A 23,130-nucleotide genomic window follows, 5' to 3' on the forward strand; every position below is an offset into this window, starting at 1 on the left:
GGTTCAGGACTCCGGTTTTTTGCTGAGGCGGGCGTCCAGGTACAGGCGCTGGAGCTGCTTGCGGTCCGCCTTGTCCGTGCTGGTCGTGGGGAAGCGGTGGCAGGCGACCAGCTCGGACGGGATCATGTAGGGCGGCAGGCGGCGCGCCAGCAGCGCCTTCCAATCCCGTAGTTCCGGCGGCAGCGGTTGCAGGCCGTCGGGGCCCGCCACCGCCGGCTCGACAAAACCGATCAGGCGCACGATCGCGCCGTCCGGGCGGCGCAGGGCGACGGTGGCGCCGGCGCGCGCGCCGGGCAGGGTGGCCAGGGCGGCATCGATCTCGGCGAGCTCGATGCGGTAGCCGTGCAGTTTGATCTGATCGTCGGCCCGGCCGCGGAAGGTGACCAGGCCGTGCGCATCGATCTCGCCCAGGTCGCCGCTGCGGTAGCCGCGCTTGCCGTCGCGCGTGAACATGCGCGAGGCGTTCAGGTCCGGGCGGTTCAGGTAGCCGCGCATGACGTGGTCGCCCGCGATGCTGATTTCGCCGTTTTCGATGAAGACGTCCGCATAGGGTTTGGCGCGGCCGATGGGAAAGGGGTTGGGCGCGGCAGCACGCAAGGCCGGATCGATCTCGACCCAGGTCGTGGAGCAGGTGGCTTCCGTCGGGCCGTATGAATTGATGATGCGGACCTGGGGAAAGCGCATCCAGAGCGCTTCGGCCATCGGGGGCGTCAGGGATTCCGCACCGAACACGAAGACGCGCAGATCGGGAAGATGGGCATGGTCGAAGTCCGGATTGAACAATTGCTGACGCACGAAGGACGGCGTCGAGGCCCAGACATTGATGCGGGTGTCGGCCAGGTACTGGATGAAGGCGTCGCGCAGGGCGATGGTCTCGCGCGGGCACAGCACGCAGGTGCCGCCCAACTCCAGCGCGCCCACCCAGTTGAACAGTGAAAAGTCGAAGCTGAACAGCATCTGGTCCATGAAGGCGGGCGCCGCCCCCAGGTTCAGGCAGTCCCGGATCCAGCCGGCAAAGAGCGTGACGCTTTCGCGTCCGATCTGCACACCCTTCGGATCCCCCGTGCTGCCCGATGTGAACATGATGTAGGCCAAGCCCGCTTCGGCCAATGGCGCGGGGGCGTCGCAGCCGGGCAGGAAGACCTTGGCCTGGGCGTCGTAGCGCAGGCCGGCGCGCACCAGTTCGCCGATGCGCGCGATGCGCTCCGGCGGGTTGATGACGTCTATCGGCACGAAAGGCACGCCCAACCGCAGGCAGCCCAGGATGGCCACGAGGAAGGCGGTTTCCTTGTGGCCCGAAATCGTAAGCGGTACGCCCGCCGTGACGCCCGCCTGGCGAGCGGCTGCTTGCCAGGCTTGGGTGGCGGCTTTCAGCTCGCCCCAGGTCGTGGCGCCTTGCGCGTCGACCACCGCGATGGCGTCGGCGCCCGACTCTGTGTCGGCGAAGTCGTAGGCGTTGAAATCGAAACGCATGGTCCAGTCCTCCGGGCTGCTCGCTTGTGGGTCAAGCGCGGGCGTTCTCCGCGATAAATGCGGCAAGCGTGTGCACCGATTCCAGATGCACGTCGATCTCGGTCGGCGGGATCTTGCAGCCGAACTCGCGTTCCACGGCCAGCGCGAGGTCCACGGCTGCCAAGGAATCCACGAGGCCCGAGTCGATCAGCAGCGTGTCGGGATCGACCTTGGTGAGGATGATGCCTTCGATGATGTCCGAGACCTTGGCCTCGATCGTCTTGATGTCCATATGATGCTCCTGGACCGCGTCGCGGTCAGAATTGGAAATAGAGGAACCGGGTTTCCTTGTGCAGGTTTACCAGGCAAAGGAACAGCAGCGCGAGCATCGCGACCAGCCAGGCCGCGTTGGGGCGCCACCGCATGAAGGCGCGCGGCGCCTCCTGCGTCTTGAAGAGGGCCGGCGAATAACGGCCCAGGATCTGGTGCGCGTTGGGCGTGAACCAGGCGATGCCCAGCAACACGATCGCGTAGATCAACTGCAGGTGATGGCCCACGACGACGCGCCAGGCGTCGCCCCACGCCAGGCCGGCCACATGCGCGGACAGGTCCAGCGCTTCCATGCCGCGCAAGCCGACCATGCCCTGCATCAGCAGCATCGCGTCGCCCACGCCATGGGCGCGGAAGAACGCCTGCGCCACCAGCACCGCCACGAAGGTCAGCAGGATGCACAAGGCGCGCTGGATCCCGCCCACCTTGCGCGCGGCGGCCGGCTTGCGGCCGACGACGAAAATCCGCCAGGCGTGGTTCACCGACAGGTACATGGCGTGCAGCAGCCCGAAGACGATGAACTGCAGGCCGGCGCCGTGCCACACGCCCGCCAGCGTCATCGTGAAGAGCGTGGGGAACACGATGCTGCTGAGGAATCCGCCCGGGGTGCTGATGCCCGCGGAGCCGACCGGCAGGTTGCGGTCCGTGCGCCACTTCGAAACCGCCATCGCCACGGGGTAGTACAGGTACGCCGTGATGTAGCGGGTCAGCGTCATGTGCCAGCGCGCCCAGAAATCGATAATGCTGCTGGCCTTGTAGGGCGAATTGAAGTTCAGCGGGAAGCGGATGCCGAACATCTTGGCCAGGCCCAGCGCCATGTCCGAGTAGCCCGAAAAGTCGAAATACAGCTGCAGCGCGTAGCAGATGCTGGCGCCCCAGGAGCCCCAGAACATCAGCTCGCCCGGCGCGGCGAAGCCGGCGTCCGCATAGGGCGCGATGCCATCGGCCAGCAGCACCTTCTTGGCCAGCCCGATCACGAACAGCATGGCGCCGACCGACAGGTTTTCGGCCTTGAAGCGGTAGTTCTCGGGCTGCGCGAACTGCGGCATCATCTCTTTGTGATGCAGGATCGGGCCGGCGATCAGGTGCGGAAAGAACGTGACGAACAGCACATAGCTGAGCAGGCTGCGCTCCTTCACCACGCCTGCCTTGCAATCCAGCAGGTAGCCGATCTGCGTGAACGTGAAGAACGAAATCCCCAGCGGCAGGATGATGTCGTCCATCGTGGCGCTGGTCACGCCCAGGTCGGTCAGGAAGTTCAGCAGCGTCGCGAAGTACTTGTAGTGAAACAGCAGCACCAGGTCGGCGCCCACGCCCAGCCCGACGATCAGCCCTTGCAGCCTGGGGCGTCCGGCGTAGTGCAGGATCAACTGGCTGACCACGTAGTTGAACGCGATGGACCCCGCCAAGAGCGCCACGAACTGCGGGTTCCACCAGCCGTAGAAGACCAGCGAGGTCAGGCACAGCCACAACGCCGCCAGGCGCACGTTAAGCGGCCCCAGCGCGTAATAGACGGCCAACGTGACCGGCAGGAAGATCAGCAGGAACAGGTAGGAGTTAAATAGCATGTGGGTTCGCTACGGCAGGCGGGCCAGCACGGCCTTTTCGTCCGGGGTCAGCGGCAAGGACAAGGCGTTTTCCGAGAACTCCCAGATCAGCACCTTCAGGCTCTTGGGCCATTGATCGCGCTGCTTCAGCGCGATCAGCAAGGCGCCCGAGAACTGTCCGCCGTCCAGGCTCATGTTCCAGATCTCGCGGCCCAGGCCCATGCCCAGCCGCTCCGCGAACTGGCTGCGGCGGCCGTTGGAGGTGCCCGCCAGCAGGACTTCCACCGCCGGCGCCTCGTCCAGCAGCCCGCCGGTGCGCACCGGTTCGATCTTCTGTTCCGACACGACTTCCAGTTCGGGCCGCCAGCCCGGCCGCGCCTGTTCCAGGCCGGACAGCACGATCAGATCGCCCATCCGCGGCGCCGGCGGCGCCGGCGCGTCTGTCTTGAAGGCTTGCGTGCCGGGGCCTTGCAGCAGGGGCAAGGCCGCCTCGGCCACCCGTTGGGCCGCGGCTTGCGCGCCCTGCGCGTTCATGTGCACATCGGTACGGAAGAAGCGGGGGGCGGGGGCGGCCTGCAGCGCGTCGCGCAGGTCCACGAAAGGCACCCCTTGCGCCCGCAGGGCGTCCTGCCATGCATCCAGCGCCTGGCGCATTGGCAGTGAGACCGGCAGGCCGCAAAGCCGGTCGGCCTCGACGCGGGATTTGTCGGGCACGGCCACGACCAGCACCTGCACCTGCTTTTCACGCAGTTCGTCTACCCAGTGCCGCATGAGGCGCAGGCGGTCGTTGAAGACATGGACGCCCGGCGGCGGGCGCAAGCCGTCGCGATAGAACAGCCACTGCGGGCAGCCCATCGCCACCTGCTCGCCCAGGTCGCCCAGCAAGCGGTAGCGCACGGAAGCGTTCCAGGTGTCCACATCCGCCTGCCTGGGCATATGCAGGGCCTTGTTCAGCACGCTGCCCGCCGAGCCGTCGGCCCAGGCGGAAGGCGACACCTGAGCCGGGCTGATCTTGGCCTGGACCAGGCACCAGGCGCCCCAGCCCAGCCCGATCGCCAGCAGCAGGGCGACGACGCAGGCGCTTGCCCGGTGGCTGGGCGCGGCGGATTTGTCGGAGGGCTCCACGGGGCTACTTGCCAATGGCGGCCTTCATGCGGCTGCGCCAGGTGTCGGCGCCCATGATGGACGCGTTGTCCCACAAGCCCTTGGCGTCCGGCCCTTGCGCGTAGGTCGGCTCGAACATCTGCCAGACCAGCACCTGCGGCTTGTTCTGCTTGAAGGCGGGCGATTCCAGGTATTCCAGCAACATGATCCAATGTCCGACATTGCCGGGTTTCCAATTGACGGACACCGGGCGGTCCAGCACGTTGGACAGCTTTTGCGGAAAGCCGAAATACGGCTGCACCATGCTGTGGCCGGTGACGTGCACGGGGGCGGGCGCATCGTCCAGCAGGCTCTGATTCTCCGCCTGGCGACGTACCGTGAAGGTCTCGCGGCCGGCCTGCTTGCGCTGGTCCGGCGTCAGGAACAGTTCAGCCAGATCGCCATAGCGGCGTTCATTGACCACGCTGCCCAGCGGCATGCCGGTGCCGGGCTTGCCCGCCAGTGTCTTCACGTCCTGCTTGATGCGTTGCGCCAGGGCTTCGGCCGTGGCGTCGGCGGCGGCCTGCGTCCAGTGCTGGTCGGTACGGTAGAAGACGTCCTGGCCGCCGTCCTTTACGCGTTGGAGCACGGCCTCGTCGTCGAAGGTCGCCACGCCGGCCTGCTTGAGCTTGTCCTGGATGGTCTGATAGCGCTTCTTCACGTCGGCGCTGAGCGATTTGCCGTCGGGCAGCTTGTCTTGATAGAACAGCGTCTTGTCCGGCAGCACCAGGACTTCCAGTTGAATGCCTTTGGCCGCCAGCGCATCGCGGGTTTCGCGCACCAGCTGGGTCGAGGCATCGATGCCTCGCGTATCGACCTGCGTCAGGCTGCCCCAGCCAGGGAACAGCCAATTGTCCTTGCCCTGGATCACGATGGACGAGCCCTCTTGCGCGTGCGCGGCAACGGCGAGCAGCGCGGCGGACAGGCCAAGCGCCAGGCGAGTGGAGAAGGGAGGTGCGGTTTGCATGGGTGAGGCTCCTTGTCCGGTACGGGTCGGCGTGTCGTCAGTACGACAGGGTCAGGTTGATGAACAGGCCCCGGGCCCGGTCCGCGGCCCCGCCGCCGATGTTGAAACGGTATTGCGTCGTCCAGTCCAGATAGGACCGCGGCGCGTTGTAATGGTCTTCGCGGAACCAGTAGCGCACGTTGAATCCCGGGCCGGCGCCCATGGACCACGACGAGCCGTTGCCCAGCAGGTTGTAGGAATCGGTGCCGCCGATGTCCAGGCCCGATACGCGGTTCCGGTTCGACAGCCAGTCGGCGCCGAACACGGCATACGGGAAAAACACGAGGCGGTCGCTGATGGCGTCCATGCGGTAGCTGCGGCCCACGCGCAGCTCGCCGGCGCCGAACGCCTGGTCGCGCTTGAGCCTGCCCGATGATTTTTCGCCGTCCACGCCCGTCGCGTTGTCACGCAGCCAGAATTTCGCAGGCATGTCCTGCCAGGAGTAGCCCGCCTGCACATAACCTTCCATCGTGAACCAATCGGGCCGGTCGATGCGCAGCGTCGTGCCCTCGTACAGCCCGTAGGTCACATAGGCCAGCCAGCCGCCGCTGCCGGCGTTGGTTTCGTAATGGGCGGTCTGGTTGTCCTGGTTGAGCGTGCAGCGCAACCGCGACGGATCCGGGCTGAAAGTGCCGCGCCGGGTGGCCGTGCCCAGGTTGAACTGGCGTTCCAGGCCGAACGTCAGCCCGACCTCGGTGGAGGGCGTGAAGCGCATCCCCAATGAGCCGACGGTGGTGGGGATGCCTGCCAGCCCCTGGTTGCTGGTTTCATTGATGTCGATGCTGCCGCCGCAAGGATCGGAGACCGTCTGGCTCGTTGTCTTGCCGCCCTTGTCGTACAGGGTGTTGGACAAGCGGCCGTACAGTTCGAAGACTTGCGTCGACGAATTGAGGAAGTCGGACGGCCGCCAGAAGATCTCGGCCGTGCTGAACACGGCATCGCCCGGGACGGTGACCGCCGCGCCGCCCAGCCCGGCCGAGGCAGGCCGCGCGCCGCGGTAGCCGGCGGAAAAATAGCCGCCCCATTCGCGGTCCAGCCCCGCGATGCCGTTGCGGGTGTCGAAGCGCTGCTGCGGCGTCAGTTCCAGCCGGCCGGCGTCCGCTTCGTCGATGGCTTCCTTCAGCTTGTCGACCGCGCCGCGCTTGTCGCCGACGCCCGACAGCGCATAGCCTTCGTCCAGGATGACCGTGGGGGGCGCCTTGCCCGTCGCGCGCGCCGCCTGGAAATCCTGAAGGGCCAGCTTGGGCTGCTTCATGCGCTGGTGCAGGTAGCCGCGCTGCATCAGCAGCGCCGGGTCGTCAGGCTGCGCCGCCAGCGCCTCGCTCATGCGCTGGTTGGCTTCTGCCAACTGCGCGCGGTTGCCTGCGGCCAGCGTGGTGGTCAGCAGGCGCTGGAGCTCTTTGTTGGCGGGGTCCTGTTCCACTGCCTTGCGGGCCTGCGCGATGGCTTCCTGGTAGTCCTCGCGCGCATAGGCGGCGTAGGCCAGCGAGGCGGGGCCGCCGCTGCCGGCGGCGTCCGAAGGCAGCAGTTCGCACGAGGTGCCGTAAGGCGTGTCGCGGCAGTCCTGCACCGGGGCGGGGTAGTTGGCCAAGGTCAGCGTGGCGGGCACGGCCGGCCGCGACCGCGCGCGCTTGATGCGGGCATCCGCCGCGTCATCCTTGGCGCCCAGCGGTTGCAGCAGGGCCAGCGCGCGCGCGTTTTCGCCGGCCGCCAGCGAGGCGTCGGCGGCGATCAGGCGGATGTTGCGGCGCTGGTCGTCATCCAGCCAGTCCTGCTTGAGGGCCGCGTCGAAATCGGCATTGGCCAGGTCGGTCTTGCCCTGGCGCTGGCGCAGATAGGCGCGCATGACCAGCGCCACGGTGTTCTCGTCGTCCTGCTTCATCGCGTCGGTCGCGGCGTCTTCGGCGGCCTGCAACTGGTTGTCGAGCATCAGCGCGCTGATGAGCAGCAGGCGATGGCTGGCGGTATCCGGCGCCAGCGCGACGGCTTGGCGCGCCAGCGGCACCGCATCGCCCGGACGGTTGGCGATCAGGGCCTGGTAGCCGGCTTCGGCCGGCTTGATCGCCATGCGCCGCTTCATCGTCTGTTGCCGTGCGGTCAGGTCATTCTTGTTGGGCGCACCAAGCGCGATTGCCTTGGAGGCTGCGGAATCGGCTTCTTCATACTTGCCCTGCGCTTCCAGGGCGTCCAGCCACAGCATGGCCCAGGCGCCTTGCTTCGGATCGATGCGAAACGCCTGTTCGCCGCCGCGCGCAGCCGCCGGATAGTCGCCGCGGTTGTAGTCGGCATAGGCGCGCGTGGCGATGGGAAAGCCGCGGCGGTAGGCGGACGTCGTGGCCGGGCCGCCGGATGCGCCGCCGGTCGGCCGGGCCGCGGCTTGCGGGCGCAAGTTGGCGCGTGCCTGCCGCAGGGCGGGCGTATCCAGGCCGCTCTTAATGGCGTCGGCGGCGGCCTGGTCGGCCTCTTTAAGCTTGCCCTGCTTTTGCAGCGAATAGACCAGCAAGAGGCGCAGCCGCTCCACGTCCGGACGCAGCGCGATCGCGGATTCCGCTTGCTGCTGGGCCAGCGCGTACTTGCCGGCGTCGTAGTTCTTGTAGCCTTCATCGGCAAACTGCCAGGCGGCCCCCTCCAGCGGCGCTTCCGCCTTGGCCGGGGTTTGGGCGGTGGCGGGCGCTGCGGCCCACGCGCATGCCAGCGCGGCGGACAGGATGAGCGAACGGGTCAGCGGAGTCATGTCGTCGCGGGTTTGTCTTTTGCGTGCGGGGGCGGCGGCGCCTCCTGTCCCGCTTGTTGAAAATCGATGGCCTCGTTGAGCGTGCCTTCATCCAGCCAGCCTTGCTCCATCAGGATCTTGCCCAGTGGCTTCTTCTCGCGCGCCTGGATTTCCAGCGCGCGCGACAACGTTGCCTGGTCGATCGCCTGCCAGGACAGCAGCAGCTCGCCCAGCCGCTTGCGCTGCTGCGACAGCTGGTCGGTGCTGGGGAAGTCGTGCATGGTCTTGTCCCATGCCAGACGCTTGCCGGTGACCAGATGGATGATGAACAGGCGCCAGGCCCGCGCCGCCGCCATGGCATTGATGAAGTTGCCCACGATCATCCGGGGAATCGACAGCAGGGCGTGTTCCCACCCGTACATGTGGCCGACGAAATACGCCCGCTGCACCACCCGCAGCAGCAAGGCCACCGCGTTGATCCACATCAGCGTCACGAGCCAGCCGCCAGGCCGGAAGTAAGACGGGTAATACACCGTCCACCAGCCGAACTTGTCCGCCAGGAAAAACAGGAAGAAGTTGGCCAGCAGCACGTACGCCAGGATGGCGATGAACGAGGTGACCAGCCCCTTGCGGTCCCGGAACAGCAGGTACTTGGTGGCCAGCGACCCCGTCCAGCCCACCTGTTGCCAGCCTTGCAGGCCGATCCCCAAGGTCCAGCGCGCCTTCTGGCGATAGGCGGTCCGGAACGTGTTGGGGAAGTACTCGCGCACGCCCAGCGGCATCCTGATGGTCGATATCTTCTCAGGCCCCAGTCCGAACCACGACCGGCGCCGCGTGACGTACTCCACCCGGAATTTGCCGAAAATCTGCTTCATGCCGCGCTGGGCCAGCCGCGCGCCGATGTCATAGTCTTCGGTCAGCGTGTCGGTGTTGAAGGGCTGGTTGTTGGTTTCCGCGGCCAACTCCACCAGCGCATGGCGCGAGAAGCAGGTGCCCACGCCGGCGGACGGCACCATCTTGGACAGGCTTTCGCGCACCACCAGGTCCTTGGTGTGCCATTCCGCGAATTCGTCCATGTAGGTGCCTGCCACCAGTTCGTACCAGTGGCGTTCCAGCGACGTCACCGGCAGCTGGATGAAGTCGATGCGCGGCAGCAGATAGTTGTAGTACTTGAGCTCCAGCGGGTGCAGCACGTCTTCGCTGTCATGCAGGATGACGCCGGCGAACGGCACCGGCTGCTTCTCGTCCTGCGCGAAGATGGCTTGCACGATCCAGTTCAGGCAGTCCGCCTTGCAGGTGGGCCCGTCATGGGGAACCTCCACGCGGACCAGTTGCCGATAGCGCCTGCGCATCCGTTCCACTTCGTCGATCGTCCGCTGGTCGTTCTGGTACGTGCCGGCGAAGATCATGTAGTTCTTGTATTCCAGCGTCGACACCATCGTTTCCAGCATCGACGAGATCACGTCGTACTCCAGCCACGCGGGCACCATGATCGCCAGCGGCTGTTCCTCCTTGGCGCGCAATTGCTCGGCCGACAGCGGGGTGTAGCGGCGCTTGACCGTCAGGGACCGCTTCAGTTCGCGCAGCCAGAACCAGGCGTCGATGAACAGGTCATCCAGGCTCGAGAGCAGGATGATCACGCCCACGACGGCAGTCACGACTTCCAGCCCGCGGTAGTAGTCCGCGATGAAGTAGGGCCAGTAGAGCGAAGACATGGCGCTTCCGGATTACGCGTGGTCCTTGTTTTTCCTGCGGTTCACGCGCAGGGCGACGATCAGGATCAGGATCAGGACGAGCATGCCGATGCTGATGACGGGCACGCTCCACGAGATATAGCGGCGCCATTCGAAGAAAGCGCTTTCGCCCGCGCCCGGCGGGTGACTGGCGTCGGGGTTGCCGCTGTCGATCCAGGCCACCGGCCCTGCCGCGCCGATGATGGCGACGTTGCCCCGGTTCAGGACGAAGGGGGCGTCAAGCATGCCGGGATGTTGGCCCAGCGTGTGCCACAACAGGCCGTCCTGGCCGCTCCCGCTGACGACTTCCGCAGTGCTCAAGTGGTCCAGGCCCGAGATGTCCAGCCAGGTCGCGTTCTTCCCATCCACCTTCAGTTGCTTGCGGTCGGTCACCTGGACCATGGGCTTGGCCCCGTCCACCGTCACCTCCATCGCCAGGAACGGCCGGCCGGGCTTGACCGCCTGGCCCGCCGGCGCCACCGTCAGTTCCGCCCGCGTCGCGGACACGCCGCTGGCGGACGCGATGCCGATCACGCGTTTGATGTTGTCGGGCGCATCGGCCAGGTAGCTGTCCGGAATGATCAGTTGCGGGTTGCCGGCCAGCAGCGGCAGCAGGCCCACGAATGTGCCGTCGGGCTGCGCCTTGCCCGGCTTGACGTAGCTGGTGGGCAGCACGTTCACGGGGTAGCCCTGGGGAATCTCGTTGCAGTCCACCGATACCGGCTGGCGCTGGAACGTGACCCGCACCGCGTTGGTGACGCCAAGCGCATAGCCGGGCACGCGCGCGGTCAGGCGTTCGGGCTTGCCGTTGGCATCCAGCTGCTTGGCGGTCAGCAGGATGCCGTTCCAGAAGACCGAGGCCACGGGGCGGGTCGACGACGCGCCCGGCGCCGCGGCCAGGTCCATGACCAGTTCGTCCGGCATCAGGCCGTCGGAGGACACGGCCGCCAAGGGGAAGGTCGTGTTCCAGTCCCCACGCGCGACCACGTCGAAGCTGTCCGGCGTGCCGCCCAGCGTCGTCAGGCGCAAGCTGCCGTCCTTGAGGGTCTGCGGCGGCGTCGCCGTCTTCACATTGACCTGGCGGGTGACCAGGATGCGGCGCCATGCCGCGTCGAAGGCGCCGGCGCCCTGGGCGCCGGCGTCGGCGGCCACGGCGATGACGGCCTGGCGGCCCAGCGACAACAGCCGGATGTCTTTCGCGGGCAGGTCCGCGCCGGCCAGCGGCATGCGCTGCTGGCGCCAGGTCTTGAAGGCGTCGGCGGCGTCGGCGTCAGAGGCCAGTTGCGCCTGCAGGGCATCCAGCGCCTCGTTGTAGCGTGCCCGTAGCGCGGCATCGACGATGACCACGTCGCCGCTCACGGCCGGGGCGCCCAGGACCAGCAGCGCGCCGATTTCGGCCGGGCTGGCCAGTTTGTGCGTCGCCTTGTCCCCCAGGGCGGCGAACGCGGGAACCTGTCCCAGGCCGGCGGGGGCTTGCAGGCCCCGCGTGTCGACCTCGTCGCCCACTGCAGGGAACGCCTTGACCGAGACGCGCTTGCCCGTGCGCTCCATCGCCACGCCAATGCGCCAGGCGCTGTCGAAGGCCTGCTGGTCCAGCTTCGCGCCCGGCACCATCAGCACCGGCTTGCCGGGCAAGGTGCCCCACGCGTCGTCAAGGTTGCCGATGGCCGACGCGTCGTAGCGATAGCTCAAACGGGTCTGCGGCGAGATCGTCAGCGCATTGGCCGTGGCGCGGTTGCTTTCGCAATGGCGCAGCGCGATTTCCGATTGCCAGTCCACGCCCAGCCGCAGGAATCCCGTTTCGCGGCGGCGCGGGTCCACCTGCAGGTTGCGGTCCACGGACCCGTCGCCGTCGGCGATCCGCTGCGCGGCCTGCGGCACGCCGTCCACCCACAGCACCATGCTCGTGCGCCCGGGTTCGCCCTTGGTGTATTTCGCGTCGAAGTTCAGGGTCGCGTCCGAAATCGGTACGCCGCGCGGCACCGGCAGATAGAACTCCTGGCGCGCGTCGCTATTGCTCAGGACGACCGGCTCCGTGATGCCCAGGTCTTGCAGCGTGGTGTTGCGTGTTACCCAATCTTCGCTTTGCAGGCGGCGCAAGGCGTCGCCGGCAGGGCTGGCCATCGCGGCCAGCGGCAGCACCAGGCCGGCGGCCATCAGGGCGCGGCAAAGCGTACGGGTCACAGGGGTGGTCAGGGCAGGGTGGTGCATGGAGGCTCCGGGCAGGGAATGCGTCGCGAGGGCGTCAGGCGGAAGGGGAGGCCGTTGTTCCGTAAGGGTCGAACTCCGACACGGCGCGGCCGCACAAGGCGTCCACGATGCGTTGGCTGGCGTGGCCATCGCCATACGGATTGATGCGTCGCGAGAAAGACGCGTGCAGGTCCGGGTTGTCGAGCAGGCGGGCGACTTCGGTAACGATGCGCTGCGGGTCGGTGCCGACCAGCGCCACGGTTCCCGCCCGCACGGCTTCGGGACGCTCGGTCACGTCGCGCATCACCAGTACCGGCTTGCCCAGGTAAGGGGCTTCTTCCTGAACGCCGCCGGAATCGGTCAGGATCAGGTGCGACCGTTGCATGAACCAGACAAAGTCCAGGTAATCGAGGGGATCGATCAGGTGCACATGCGACAGGCCGCCCAGCGCGGCCATCACCACATTGCGCACCTGCGGATTCAGGTGCACGGGGTAGACGATCTGCAAGTCTTCGCGACGGGCCAGTTCGGCCAGCGCCGCGCAAATGTTCTTGAAGCCTTCGCCGAAGCTCTCGCGCCGGTGGCCGGTCACCAGCAGCAGCCGGCGCGTCGGATCCAGCCAGTCGTAGCGGGCTTCCAGCTGGCGGGCCAGCGGGCCCTGCGGGTCCAGTTTGGCGCAGGTCATCGCCAGCGCATCGATCACGGTGTTGCCGGTAACGGTAATGTGGCCCGCCAGGTTCTCGCGCAGCAGGTTGCCGCGCGATTCCGACGTCGGCGCGAACAGCCAGTCGCCCACCGCGTCGACGACACGGCGGTTCATTTCTTCCGGGAACGGCATGGCCAGGTTGCCGGTGCGCAATCCGGCCTCGACGTGGCCGATGCGCACGCGGCGATGGAATGAGGCGAGCGCGCAAGCCGACGCGGTGCTGGTATCGCCATGCACCAGGACGCAGTCGGGTTGTTCCGCTTCCAACACGCCGTCCACCCGGCTGATCAGCCGGGCATACAGCCCATTCAAGGTCTGGTTGGGGACCATGATGTCCAGGTCGTGCTGGGCGCGCAGGTCGAACAGCGCCAGGACCTGGTCCAACATTTCCCGATGCTGGCCGGTGACGCACACCACGCTCTGGATCTGCGGCTCCCGTTCAAGTGCCGTGACGAGGGGAGCCATCTTGATGGCTTCGGGGCGCGTGCCGAATATGGAAAGGACTTTCATCGCAAGAAGGCCTCACAGACGTGGTGGCATTTCCTTGCGTTTATTATGTCTTGAAAGCATTGGTAATATGTGACGGATTATTTCGAACATAAAGACTGTTGGGGACATATTCGGTAAATGTCTCGGCAGTCGGTCGAAAGGCCGTCTGGGCGCGCCTGAGGGAAAACGGGGCCGCATTTGACACGAATCTGACTTCATTCGAATGCCATGGCGGCCGCACTGTTACGTTCGGTGTCGTCAATGTGTCGTCGGCGGGCAACAAGAGGGGGTTGCCGCGCCGTGGCGTACGGGGGGAGGGCGAAAAAAAATGGCCAACTCCGAAGAGTTGGCCATTTTGCTAAGCACTGCGCAATAAAGCGGAATTTTGGTGGAGCCGGGGGGAATTGAACCCCCGTCCGCAAGCCCTCTGCAATCAGTTCTACATGCGTAGTCGATTTATTTAGTTTTAACCTTGGACTTAGCCAACCGACAGGCCGGACCAAAGCGATTCACGTAATTTAAATCTGAGCCGTGTGACCCCAGCGCAGACCGATTCCTTGTGAATGTCGCTGCTGTGGTTCGAGGGTTACCCCCCTAGGAAGTTGCCTTCCTCCACCTGACCCAAGGACAGATCAGTGCAGCGGCTCACCGCTTAAGCGGCGAGAGCGAAACGCTCGTCGTTGGCGTTTGTAGTGTTTCCAGTGGTTTAACGAGCGAACTGGTGCTCGGCATGCCCTGAGTTGTTTCGCGACCCACGTCGAATCCGGATCGGCCCCAAGAACTTCTATTGTACTGGTAAACGCAATAGCCTGCTGCGTTGTCCGCGCCCGCCGACGCAGGCGTGGCGCGGCGGACACAAGTGCGGCTCAGGCGGCGTTGGCGCAGGCGGTTTTGGCCGGGCGCGGACGCGAAGCCGCCATCAGCGCAAAGGCCAGTGCGACCGAAATCGCCACGATGACCGAGGCCGCCCATCCCAACGAAGCCAGGCCGTAGTGGTCGATCACATTGCCGCCGACCACCGCGCCCAGCCCGATGCCGATGTTGGCTCCCGAGATATTGAGCGAGGCGGCGAAGGCCGGCGCTTCGGGCGCAGCTTTCATCAGACGCACGTGGCACACGATGAAGAGCGCGGCCTGCGCAATGCCCCAGATCCCCAATGCCACGGCCAGCAGGCCATGGGATTGCATCACGGGCGCCACGAACGCCAGGCCCGCCGCCATCATCGACGAGAACAGCGCGGTCGCGCCCAGCGGGCTGCGGTCCACCATGCGGCCGCCCAAGGTGTTGCCGATCAGGCCCACGCCGCCGAAGGCCATCATGGTCCAGCCCACGATCTGCCCGTTGAAGCCGGCCAGGCGCTCCAGCATGTCCGCCAGATAGGTGTAGGCCGTGAACATGCCGGTGAACACCAGCAGCGACAGCACCACGTGGCCCAGCACGATCGGGTTGCGCAGGATGCGCAGCTGCGTCACCAGCTTGACGCTGTCGGCGCGGATGCGGGTGCTGGGGAACGCCAGCAGGAGGAGCACGGCCTTGGCGAAGGCGACGCCCGACAATACCCAGAATGCCGCGCGCCAGCCGAAGGCGTCCGAGATCAGCACGCCGATCGGAATGCCGAAGACGGTGGCCGCCACGATGCCGAAGGCCACCATCGAGATGGCGCGGCCGGCGCGCGCCGGGCCGACCAGCTCCACGGCGGTCGCGCTGGCCAACGACCAGAACACGGGCAAGGCCAGGGCGGGCACGAAGCGGGCCACGGCCATGACCCAGATGTTGGGGGCCATGGCCGCCACGGCGTTGGACAGGCCGAACAGCACCAGCACGCCGATGAACAGGCGCTTGCGTTCGACGTTGGCCATCAGCGCGGTCAGCAGCGGACCGGTCGCCGCCACGGTGAAGGCGAACAGCGAGACCAGCAGGCCGGCTTGCGACACGGTGACGTTCAGGTCGCGGGCCAGCCCGGGCAGCAGGCCGACAATCAGGAATTCTGTCGTCAGGATTGTGAAACCAGCGGCGGAAAGTAGCAGGATAGGCAAAAGCATAGGCGTTCCTCTGGCGCGATACCGTCAGGCGGCGCGCGGGGCAGGGCGTTATAGGCGTACTGAAAGGTCTAGGGGGCGCGGCGGCACGGGGCCGGGCGCTGCGCGGCGGCAGAATGCCGTCGGCGCGAGGGTTGTGGTTGCGGATGGGAACTGCCGCAACACCGGCCTTGGCCGGAATGGCAATCGGGAGGCACCCGAATGCCTTGCATGAGCCACACTTTAAGGGAGTTTGGAATCCGGATAAAGACTCCGGTGCCGGATAGATTGTTCGGATGCGTCAACTAATTCGCAGCGAACCATCGTCAGGCGACACGGCGGACCCAGCGCGGCCCGCCGTGCTCCGCGGGTCAGCGCAGGTCGCTGGGCAGCAGCGGCTGGATGGCGGACCAGAGTTCAGCGGGGGTGTTCGCGCAGGTTTCCGCTTCCCAGGTGCTGATGTTGTCTTCTTCGCCCACATAGCCGTAGGCGGCGGCCACTGCGGGCATGCCCGCCGCGTGTGCGGCCTGGATGTCGCGCAGGTCGTCGCCCACATAGACGCAGCGGTCCACGGCGAAACCGGCTTCGCGCGCGGCGTGCTGCAGCGGCAACGGGTGCGGTTTGGCGTGGGCTGTCGTGTCGCCGCAGACAAGCACCGCGCTGTCGCGCGTCAGGTCCAGGAATTCGACGATCGGCAGGGTCAGGTACGTGACCTTGTTGGTGACGATGCCCCAGGACAGGCCGCGGCGGCGGATGTCGGCCAACAGGGTGTCGATGCCGGGGAAGAGCTTGCTGTGCACGGTCGAGCTGGCGGCGTAGTCTTCCAGGAACTGCAGGCGGGTGGGCTCGTAGTCCGGGTCGCCGGGTTTCAAGTCCAGCGCCACGCGCAGCAGGCCGCGCGCGCCTTGCGACGCCACCGGGCGCAAGGCCTCGTAGGGCATGGGCTCCAGGCCGCGGCGGGTGCGCTGCTGGTTGGCGGCGGCGGCCAGGTCGGGGGCGGTGTCGGCCAGGGTGCCGTCGAAGTCGAACAGGATCAGGGCGCTCATTTACGGGTAGCCATCAGGTAGTTGACCGAGGTGTCGGACGACAGCGTGTAGATCTGGGTGATCGGGTTGTATTCCATGCCGCGCATGCTGACCGGTTCCAGGCTGGCGGCGCGCGCCGCCGCGGACAATTCGCTGGGCTTGATGAACTGGTCGTAGCTGTGGGTGCCGCGCGGCAACAGGCGCAGGACGTATTCGGCGCCGACGATGGCGAAAAGAAACGCCTTGGCGTTGCGGTTCAACGTGGAAAAGAACACCCAACCGCCAGGTTTGACCAGCGTGGAGCAGGCGCGCACGATGGACGCCGGATCCGGCACGTGTTCCAGCATTTCCATGCAGGTGACCACGTCGTATTGGCCGGGCTGTTCGGCGGCCAGTTCTTCCACGGGCACCTTGCGGTACTCCACCTTCACGCCCGATTCCAGGCCGTGCAGGCGGGCGACCTTCAGCGACTTGTCGGCCAGATCGATGCCCGTGACGTCCGCGCCGCCGCGGGCCATGGATTCCGACAGGATGCCGCCGCCGCACCCCACATCCAGCACTTTCTTGCCGGCAAGGCTGCCCGCGCACTCCTGAATCCATTCCAGCCGCAGCGGGTTGATGGCGTGCAGGGGCTTGAACTCGCTTTCGGGGTCCCACCAGCGGCTGGCCAGGGCACTGAACTTGTCCAGTTCGGCCTGGTCGGCGTTGACGGCGGGGCGTTCGGAGTCGTGAATTTGCGTGGTCATGGGCGGTCCAGCGAAAAGCGACGCTATATATAGAGAGGGGTCCGTCGCGCAAAGGCGGGGAGGAAACACGCCATTGCACCACGTTGGTGCAAGACGGACGAAAAAAAGGGCCTCGCTATGCGAGGCCCTTTATTGTAGCTAGTCCGGCAATTACTTGCGGCTACCCACGATTTCGATTTCAACGCGACGGTTTTGGGCACGGCCTTCTTTCGTCTTGTTGGAAGCGATCGGGTTCGACTCGCCCTTGCCTTCCGTATAGATACGGTTGGGGTCGATACCCTTGCTGACCAGGTAGGTCTTGACCGAAGCGGCGCGGCGCTCGGACAGCTTCTGGTTGTAGGCGTCAGTACCGATGGAGTCGGTGTGGCCAACAGCAATGATGGTTTCCAGCTCGATACCGCGAGCTTGCTGGGCGACTTGATCCAGCAGCTGACGGCCTTCGGGCTTCAGGGTCGACTTGTCGAAGTCGAAGAACGTGTCAGCATTGAACACGACCTTTGCCGCCATCGGGGCCGGCTTCGCCTTCTGTTGTGCAACCGGGACACCGTCGCAACCGGGGATACCGGTGGCAGGGGTCCAGAAAGCATCGCGCCAGCACAGTTCGTTCGTACCGTTTTTCCAAACGTTACCGAACGGGTTGCGCCAGTTGTCCACGGTTTGCGCGGAAGCTACACCAGAGGCCGTGACGGCGGCGAAGGCGAGCGCCAGAGCGAATTTGGAGGGTTTGTTCATGTTTCTCCTCGTTGAGCTTGAAGCTGGATAAGTGACTCGCAGCGAACCCCCGCCGCATATCAGGAAAACGGGGCCAGTATAGCAACGCCAAGAGCTGGTTCAAAGGAATAGCTACTGGGTTTCCTGCGTGCTGGAAACAATCTTAAGGCATTTGGGGGGCTTTGGCTTCCCTGGAGAGGCGCATTGACGCTGGATACGGCGTTTTCGGCGCTCCATCGGTTTTCCATGTTGGTTTTTGACAACAGGGCCATTGGGCGCGGCCCGACGGCCGGCCGCGGCTTACCCGTGACGGCCCGCGAAGGCCGCTTACCGGCCACTTCCTGCGGCCCTGCCCGACGGGATCGGAATCGAATGATAGAATTTCCTGTTTACCCGGCCCGGGTTCCTCCTTACACGATTCTGTCGTTATATATATGGATTCCTTTGCCAAGGAGACGCTTCCGGTTTCGCTGGAAGAAGAGATGCGCCGCAGTTACCTCGATTACGCGATGAGCGTGATCGTTGGGCGGGCGCTACCGGATGTGCGGGACGGGTTGAAGCCCGTCCACCGGCGCGTGCTCTACGCGATGCACGAACTGAACAACGATTGGAACCGCGCCTATAAGAAGTCGGCGCGTATCGTCGGGGACGTCATCGGTAAATACCACCCCCACGGCGACCAATCCGTCTACGACACCATCGTCCGCATGGCGCAGGATTTCTCCATGCGCTACATGCTGGTCGACGGCCAGGGCAACTTCGGCTCGATCGACGGCGATAACGCCGCGGCGATGCGCTATACGGAAATCCGCCTGGCCAAGATCGCCCACGAACTGCTGGCCGACATCGACCAGGAAACCGTGGACTTCGGCCCCAACTACGACGGCAGCGAGCAAGAACCGCTGCTGTTGCCGTCGCGCCTGCCCAACCTGCTGGTCAACGGCAGCTCGGGCATCGCGGTGGGCATGGCCACCAACATTCCGCCGCACAACCTCCAGGAAGTGGTCGACGGCTGCCTGTACTGCCTGCGCAATCCGGCCTGCACGGTCGATGAGCTCATCGAGCTCATCCCGGCGCCGGATTTCCCCACGGGCGGCATCATCTACGGCATGTCCGGCGTGCGCGAAGGCTATCGCACCGGTCGCGGCCGCGTCATCATGCGCGCCAAGACCCACTTCGAAGACATGGAGAAGGGCAATCGCCAGGCGATCGTGATCGACGCGATTCCCTACCAGGTCAACAAGAAGACCTTGCAGGAACGCATCGCCGAACTCGTCAACGACAAGAAGATCGAAGGCATCTCCGATATTCGCGACGAGTCCGACAAGGACGGCATGCGTCTGGTCATCGAGCTCAAGCGCGGCGAGGTGCCCGAGGTTGTCCTGAACAACCTGTACAAGAACACGCAGCTGCAAGACACCTTCGGGATGAACCTGGTGGCGCTGGTCGACGGCCAGCCGCGCCTGCTCAACCTGAAGCAGATGATCGACTACTTCCTGCAGCATCGCCGCGAAGTCGTCACGCGCCGCACGGTGTTCCAGCTGCGCAAGGCCCGCGAACGCGGCCACGTGCTGGAAGGCCTGGCCGTCGCCCTGGCCAACATCGATGATTTCATCACCATCATCAAGGCGGCGCCGACGCCTCCCGTCGCCCGCCAGGAATTGATGGCGAAGTCGTGGGATTCGTCGCTGGTGCGCGAAATGCTGTCGCGTGCCGACGGCGACACGCCGGGAGGCCGCTCCGCCTTCCGTCCGGACGACCTGGACGCCGAGTTCGGCCTTCAGGGCGACGGCATGTACCGTCTGAGCGATACGCAGGCCCAGGAAATCCTGAACATGCGCCTGCAACGCCTGACCGGGCTGGAGCAGGACAAGATCGTCGGCGAATACAAGGACATCATGTCCACCATCGCCGACCTGCTCGACATCCTGGCCCGCCCCGAGCGCATCACGACGATCATCTCCGACGAACTGCAAGCCATCAAGGCCGAGTTCTCGACGGGCGTGAAGGACACGCGCCGCTCGGAAATCGAGATGAACGCCACCGAGCTCGACACCGAAGACCTGATCACGCCCACCGACATGGTCGTGACCCTGTCGCACGGCGGCTACATCAAGAGCCAGCCTTTGTCCGAATACCGCTCGCAAAAGCGTGGCGGGCGCGGCAAGCAGGCCACGGCGATGAAGGAAAACGACTGGATCGACCAGTTGTTCATCGCCAACACGCACGACTACCTGCTGTGCTTCTCGAACCGTGGCCGTGTGTACTGGCTGAAGGTCTGGGAAGTGCCCCAAGGCACGCGCAACTCGCGCGGCAAGCCCATCGTCAACATGTTCCCGCTGGCTGACGGCGAGAAGATCACGGTGGTGTTGCCGGTCAAGGAGTTCAGCGAAGACCACTACGTCTTCATGGCGACGTCGCGCGGCACGGTCAAGAAGACCCCGCTGTCCGACTTCTCCAACCCGCGCAAGGCCGGCATCATCGCCGTCGACCTTGACGATGGCGACTACCTGATCGGCGCCGACCTGACCGACGGCCAGCATGACGTCATGCTGTTCTCGGATTCGGGCAAGGCCGTGCGCTTCGACGAAAACGATGTGCGTCCGATGGGCCGCAACGCCCGCGGCGTGCGCGGCATGATGCTCGAGGAAACGCAGACCGTCATCGCGCTGCTGGTTGCCGGCGACGAAACGCAGACCGTGCTGACCGCTACCGAAAACGGTTACGGCAAGCGCACGCCGATCGGTGAATACACGCGCCATGGCCGTGGCACGAAGGGCATGATCGCCATCCAGACCAGCTCGCGCAACGGCAAGGTCGTGGGTGCGGTGCTGGTCAATCCGACCGACGAAATCATGCTGATCACCACTGGCGGCGTGCTGGTGCGTACCCGTGTCGCGGAAATCCGCGAAATGGGCCGCGCGACGCAGGGCGTGACGCTGATCAACGTTGATGACGGCAGCACGCTGTCCGGCGTCCGTCGTGTCGTGGAAAGCGATGCGGACGACGACGGCGAACTGGACGAAGACGTCCAGGCCGAAGGCGGCGACGACAGCAACGGCGCAGCAGACTCGACGGATTCGACGGAACCTACGGAGCAATAATGGCCCGCCCCTGGAACTTCTCGGCAGGCCCCTCGGCCTTGCCCGAGGTGGTATTGCAGCAAGCAGCAGCTGAGATGCTGGATTGGCATGGCAGTGGCATGTCGGTAATGGAAATGAGTCATCGCGGTAAGCACTTTGTGCAGATCTGCGATGAAGCCGAATCCGACCTGCGTGATCTGCTGGGCTTGCCCGCTGATTACGCCGTCATGTTCATGCAAGGCGGAGGTTCCGGGGAGAACGCCATCGTTCCCATGAATCTCATGGGGCGCCGCAGCACGCCTGCCGCTGACTTCGTCGTGACGGGCCATTGGTCCAAGCGTTCGTACAAGGAAGCAGGGCGCTATGGCAGCACGCATGTCGCGGCCAGCAGCGAGCAAGCCATCGTCCTGGATGGCCGCGAGCAAGCGCCGTTGACGTGGGTGCCGCCGGTCGAATCCTGGAAGGTCCGTCCGGAATCGGCCTACCTGCACCTGTGCAGCAATGAAACCATCGGCGGCGTCGAGTTCATGGACTGGCCCGACACCGCCCTCCTGGGCGCGCCCGACGTACCGCTGGTCGTCGACGCGTCCTCGCATTTCCTGTCGCGTCCGATGGACGTGACGCGCTGCGGCATGATGTATGCCGGCGCGCAAAAGAACGCGGGCCCGGCAGGCGTGACCATGGTCATCGCCCGCCGCGACCTGATCGGCCACGCCTTGCCGATCTGCCCCTCCGCCTTCGACTACGCCAACGTGGCTGCGGACCATTCGCGCTACAACACGCCGCCGACCTTCGCGATCTACGTCGCCGGGCTGGTGTTCAAGTGGGTCAAGGCCAATGGCGGCGTGGCCGGCATGGAAGCGGCCAACAAGGCCAAGGCCGACCTGCTGTACGGCTATCTGGACAACACCAGCTTCTATCGCAACCCCATCCACGCACCCGTGCGCTCGCGCATGAACGTGCCGTTCGTGCTGCGCGACGAGTCGCTGAACGACGCCTTCCTGCAAGGCGCCGATGCGGCTGGCCTCACGCAGTTGAAGGGGCACAAGAGCGTGGGCGGCATGCGCGCCTCCATTTACAACGCCGTCCCCCTTGCCGGGGTGTCGGCGCTGGTCGAGTACCTGAAGGAATTCGAGCGCCGTTATGGATGAAGATCTGCAGCGCAAGCTGCGTCCCTTGCGCGAACGCATCGATGCGTTGGACGCCCAGATCCTCGACCTGCTGTCGCAGCGCGCCCGCGCCGCGCTCGAAGTGGGCGAGGCCAAGCATGCCGCGCAAGCGGACGGCCCGGTGTTGCGCCCCGAGCGCGAAGCCGAAGTCATCCGCCGCCTGCAGCAGCTCAACCCCGGCCCGTTCCCGAACGCGGGCGTGGCGTCGGTCTGGACCGAGATCATCTCGGCCTGTCGCGGCCTGGAGCGCGGCATGACCGTCGCGTACCTGGGGCCGCAAGGCTCGTTTTCCGAACAGGCGGCGCTGGAGCATTTCGGCCACGCCGTGCAGAAGCTGCCTTGCGCGTCGTTCGACGAGGTCTTCCGCGCGGTCGAGGCCGGTCAGGCGGATGTGGGCATGGTGCCGGTGGAGAACTCCACCGAAGGCGCCGTCAACCGCAGCCTGGACCTGCTGCTGAACACCCCGCTGACGATCCTGGGCGAACGCTCGCTCGTCATCCGCCATTGCCTGATGTCGCAATCGGGCGGCATGGACGGCATCAAGACGATTTCCGCGCATCCGCAGGCGCTGGCCCAGTGCCAGGGCTGGCTGACGCGCAACTATCCCGACCTTGAGCGTGTTGCCGCCTCCAGCAATTCCGAGGCTGCACGCGCCGCCGCGGGCGATCCGACGATCGCGGCGATCGCCGGCGAAGTGGCTGCGCCCGCCTGGAACCTGCAGGTCGTCGCGGCCGGCATCCAGGACGATCCGCACAACCGGACCCGTTTCCTGGCCATCGGCAACATCCAGCCGCTGGTGAGCGGCAAGGACAAGACCAGTCTGATCCTGGCCGTGCCGAACCGCGCGGGCGCCGTGTATGAAATGCTGGCCCCGCTGGCGGCCAACGGCGTATCGATGACCCGCTTCGAGTCGCGCCCCGCGCGCACCGGCCAGTGGGAATATTATTTCTACGTCGATGTCCTGGGCCACCGCAACGATCCGAACGTCGAGCGCGCCCTTGCCACCTTGCAGGCGCAGGTCGCCTATCTGAAAGTGCTGGGTTCCTACCCGGCGCCGTGAGCCTCCACA

Annotated in this window: 16 protein-coding genes and 1 other RNA gene; 3 read left to right on the plus strand and 14 right to left on the minus strand. The window is 65.7% G+C overall.

The genetic code is table 11. The annotated features are described in order from the left end of the window. Positions 1-3 precede the first annotated feature (3 nt). From ACO6D5_RS11725 to ompA, 14 genes are all read right to left on the minus strand, one after another. Entirely contained in the window at positions 4-1,473 is a 1,470-nt protein-coding gene (locus ACO6D5_RS11725; RefSeq protein ID WP_485825479.1) for an AMP-binding protein, read from the minus strand. Positions 1,474-1,504: 31 nt separating this feature from the next. Beyond that, complete coding sequence (locus ACO6D5_RS11730; protein ID WP_169271048.1) at positions 1,505-1,744, minus strand: acyl carrier protein; 240 nt, start codon at positions 1,742-1,744, stop codon at positions 1,505-1,507. 25 nt (positions 1,745-1,769) lie between these two features. Next, entirely contained in the window at positions 1,770-3,350 is a 1,581-nt protein-coding gene (locus ACO6D5_RS11735) for an MBOAT family O-acyltransferase (RefSeq protein WP_485825480.1), read from the minus strand. A 9-nt stretch (positions 3,351-3,359) separates the two neighbouring features. Further along, positions 3,360-4,454 (minus strand): alginate O-acetyltransferase AlgX-related protein, encoded by a 1,095-nt coding sequence (locus tag ACO6D5_RS11740; RefSeq protein ID WP_485825481.1) that lies wholly within the window; start codon positions 4,452-4,454, stop codon positions 3,360-3,362. Between the two features lie 4 nt (positions 4,455-4,458). Continuing rightward, positions 4,459-5,439: an alginate O-acetyltransferase AlgX-related protein gene (locus ACO6D5_RS11745; protein ID WP_485825482.1), complete on the minus strand. Its 981-nt coding sequence runs from the start codon at positions 5,437-5,439 to the stop codon at positions 4,459-4,461. A 37-nt stretch (positions 5,440-5,476) separates the two neighbouring features. Then, positions 5,477-8,212, minus strand: a complete 2,736-nt coding sequence (locus ACO6D5_RS11750) for an NfrA family protein (RefSeq protein WP_485825483.1) — start codon at positions 8,210-8,212, stop codon at positions 5,477-5,479. Then, the gene (locus tag ACO6D5_RS11755) at positions 8,209-9,906 is read right to left on the minus strand and encodes a glycosyl transferase family protein (RefSeq protein WP_485825484.1); all 1,698 of its coding nucleotides are present in this window, start codon (positions 9,904-9,906) and stop codon (positions 8,209-8,211) included. Before ACO6D5_RS11755 ends, ACO6D5_RS11750 begins: the two co-directional genes overlap by 4 nt. Positions 9,907-9,918: 12 nt before the next feature. Continuing rightward, the gene (locus ACO6D5_RS11760) at positions 9,919-12,135 is read right to left on the minus strand and encodes a cellulose biosynthesis cyclic di-GMP-binding regulatory protein BcsB (protein WP_485825485.1); all 2,217 of its coding nucleotides are present in this window, start codon (positions 12,133-12,135) and stop codon (positions 9,919-9,921) included. Between the two features lie 34 nt (positions 12,136-12,169). Beyond that, the gene (gene wecB, locus ACO6D5_RS11765; RefSeq protein WP_485825486.1) at positions 12,170-13,330 is read right to left on the minus strand and encodes a non-hydrolyzing UDP-N-acetylglucosamine 2-epimerase; all 1,161 of its coding nucleotides are present in this window, start codon (positions 13,328-13,330) and stop codon (positions 12,170-12,172) included. A gap of 365 nt (positions 13,331-13,695) precedes the next feature. Beyond that, positions 13,696-14,085: a transfer-messenger RNA gene (ssrA, locus tag ACO6D5_RS11770) on the minus strand. A gap of 90 nt (positions 14,086-14,175) precedes the next feature. Further along, positions 14,176-15,351: an MFS transporter gene (locus tag ACO6D5_RS11775; RefSeq protein WP_485825487.1), complete on the minus strand. Its 1,176-nt coding sequence runs from the start codon at positions 15,349-15,351 to the stop codon at positions 14,176-14,178. Positions 15,352-15,698: 347 nt separating this feature from the next. Further along, a complete protein-coding gene (locus ACO6D5_RS11780; RefSeq protein WP_315845726.1) occupies positions 15,699-16,373 on the minus strand; it encodes an HAD-IA family hydrolase in 675 nt (224 codons plus the stop codon). Further along, on the minus strand, positions 16,370-17,098 hold the full coding sequence (gene ubiG, locus ACO6D5_RS11785) for a bifunctional 2-polyprenyl-6-hydroxyphenol methylase/3-demethylubiquinol 3-O-methyltransferase UbiG (protein ID WP_315845727.1): 729 nt from the start codon (positions 17,096-17,098) through the stop codon (positions 16,370-16,372). The genes ACO6D5_RS11780 and ubiG overlap by 4 nt, the downstream gene beginning before the upstream one ends. A gap of 150 nt (positions 17,099-17,248) precedes the next feature. Beyond that, positions 17,249-17,830: an outer membrane protein OmpA gene (gene ompA / locus ACO6D5_RS11790; protein WP_006225153.1), complete on the minus strand. Its 582-nt coding sequence runs from the start codon at positions 17,828-17,830 to the stop codon at positions 17,249-17,251. Between the two features lie 413 nt (positions 17,831-18,243). On the opposite strand from ompA, the gene gyrA reads away from it, so the two are divergent. Genes gyrA through pheA form a run of 3 tightly spaced genes read left to right on the plus strand, consistent with a single transcriptional unit; the run spans position 18,244 to position 23,121 of the window. Next, entirely contained in the window at positions 18,244-20,913 is a 2,670-nt protein-coding gene (gene gyrA / locus ACO6D5_RS11795; RefSeq protein ID WP_485825488.1) for a DNA gyrase subunit A, read from the plus strand. Then, on the plus strand, positions 20,913-22,043 hold the full coding sequence (gene serC, locus ACO6D5_RS11800) for a 3-phosphoserine/phosphohydroxythreonine transaminase (RefSeq protein WP_315845729.1): 1,131 nt from the start codon (positions 20,913-20,915) through the stop codon (positions 22,041-22,043). The genes gyrA and serC overlap by 1 nt, the downstream gene beginning before the upstream one ends. Continuing rightward, a complete protein-coding gene (gene pheA, locus ACO6D5_RS11805) occupies positions 22,036-23,121 on the plus strand; it encodes a prephenate dehydratase (RefSeq protein WP_315845730.1) in 1,086 nt (361 codons plus the stop codon). The genes serC and pheA overlap by 8 nt, the downstream gene beginning before the upstream one ends. Positions 23,122-23,130: the final 9 nt, after the last annotated feature.

The organism is Achromobacter sp., assembly GCF_057314935.1.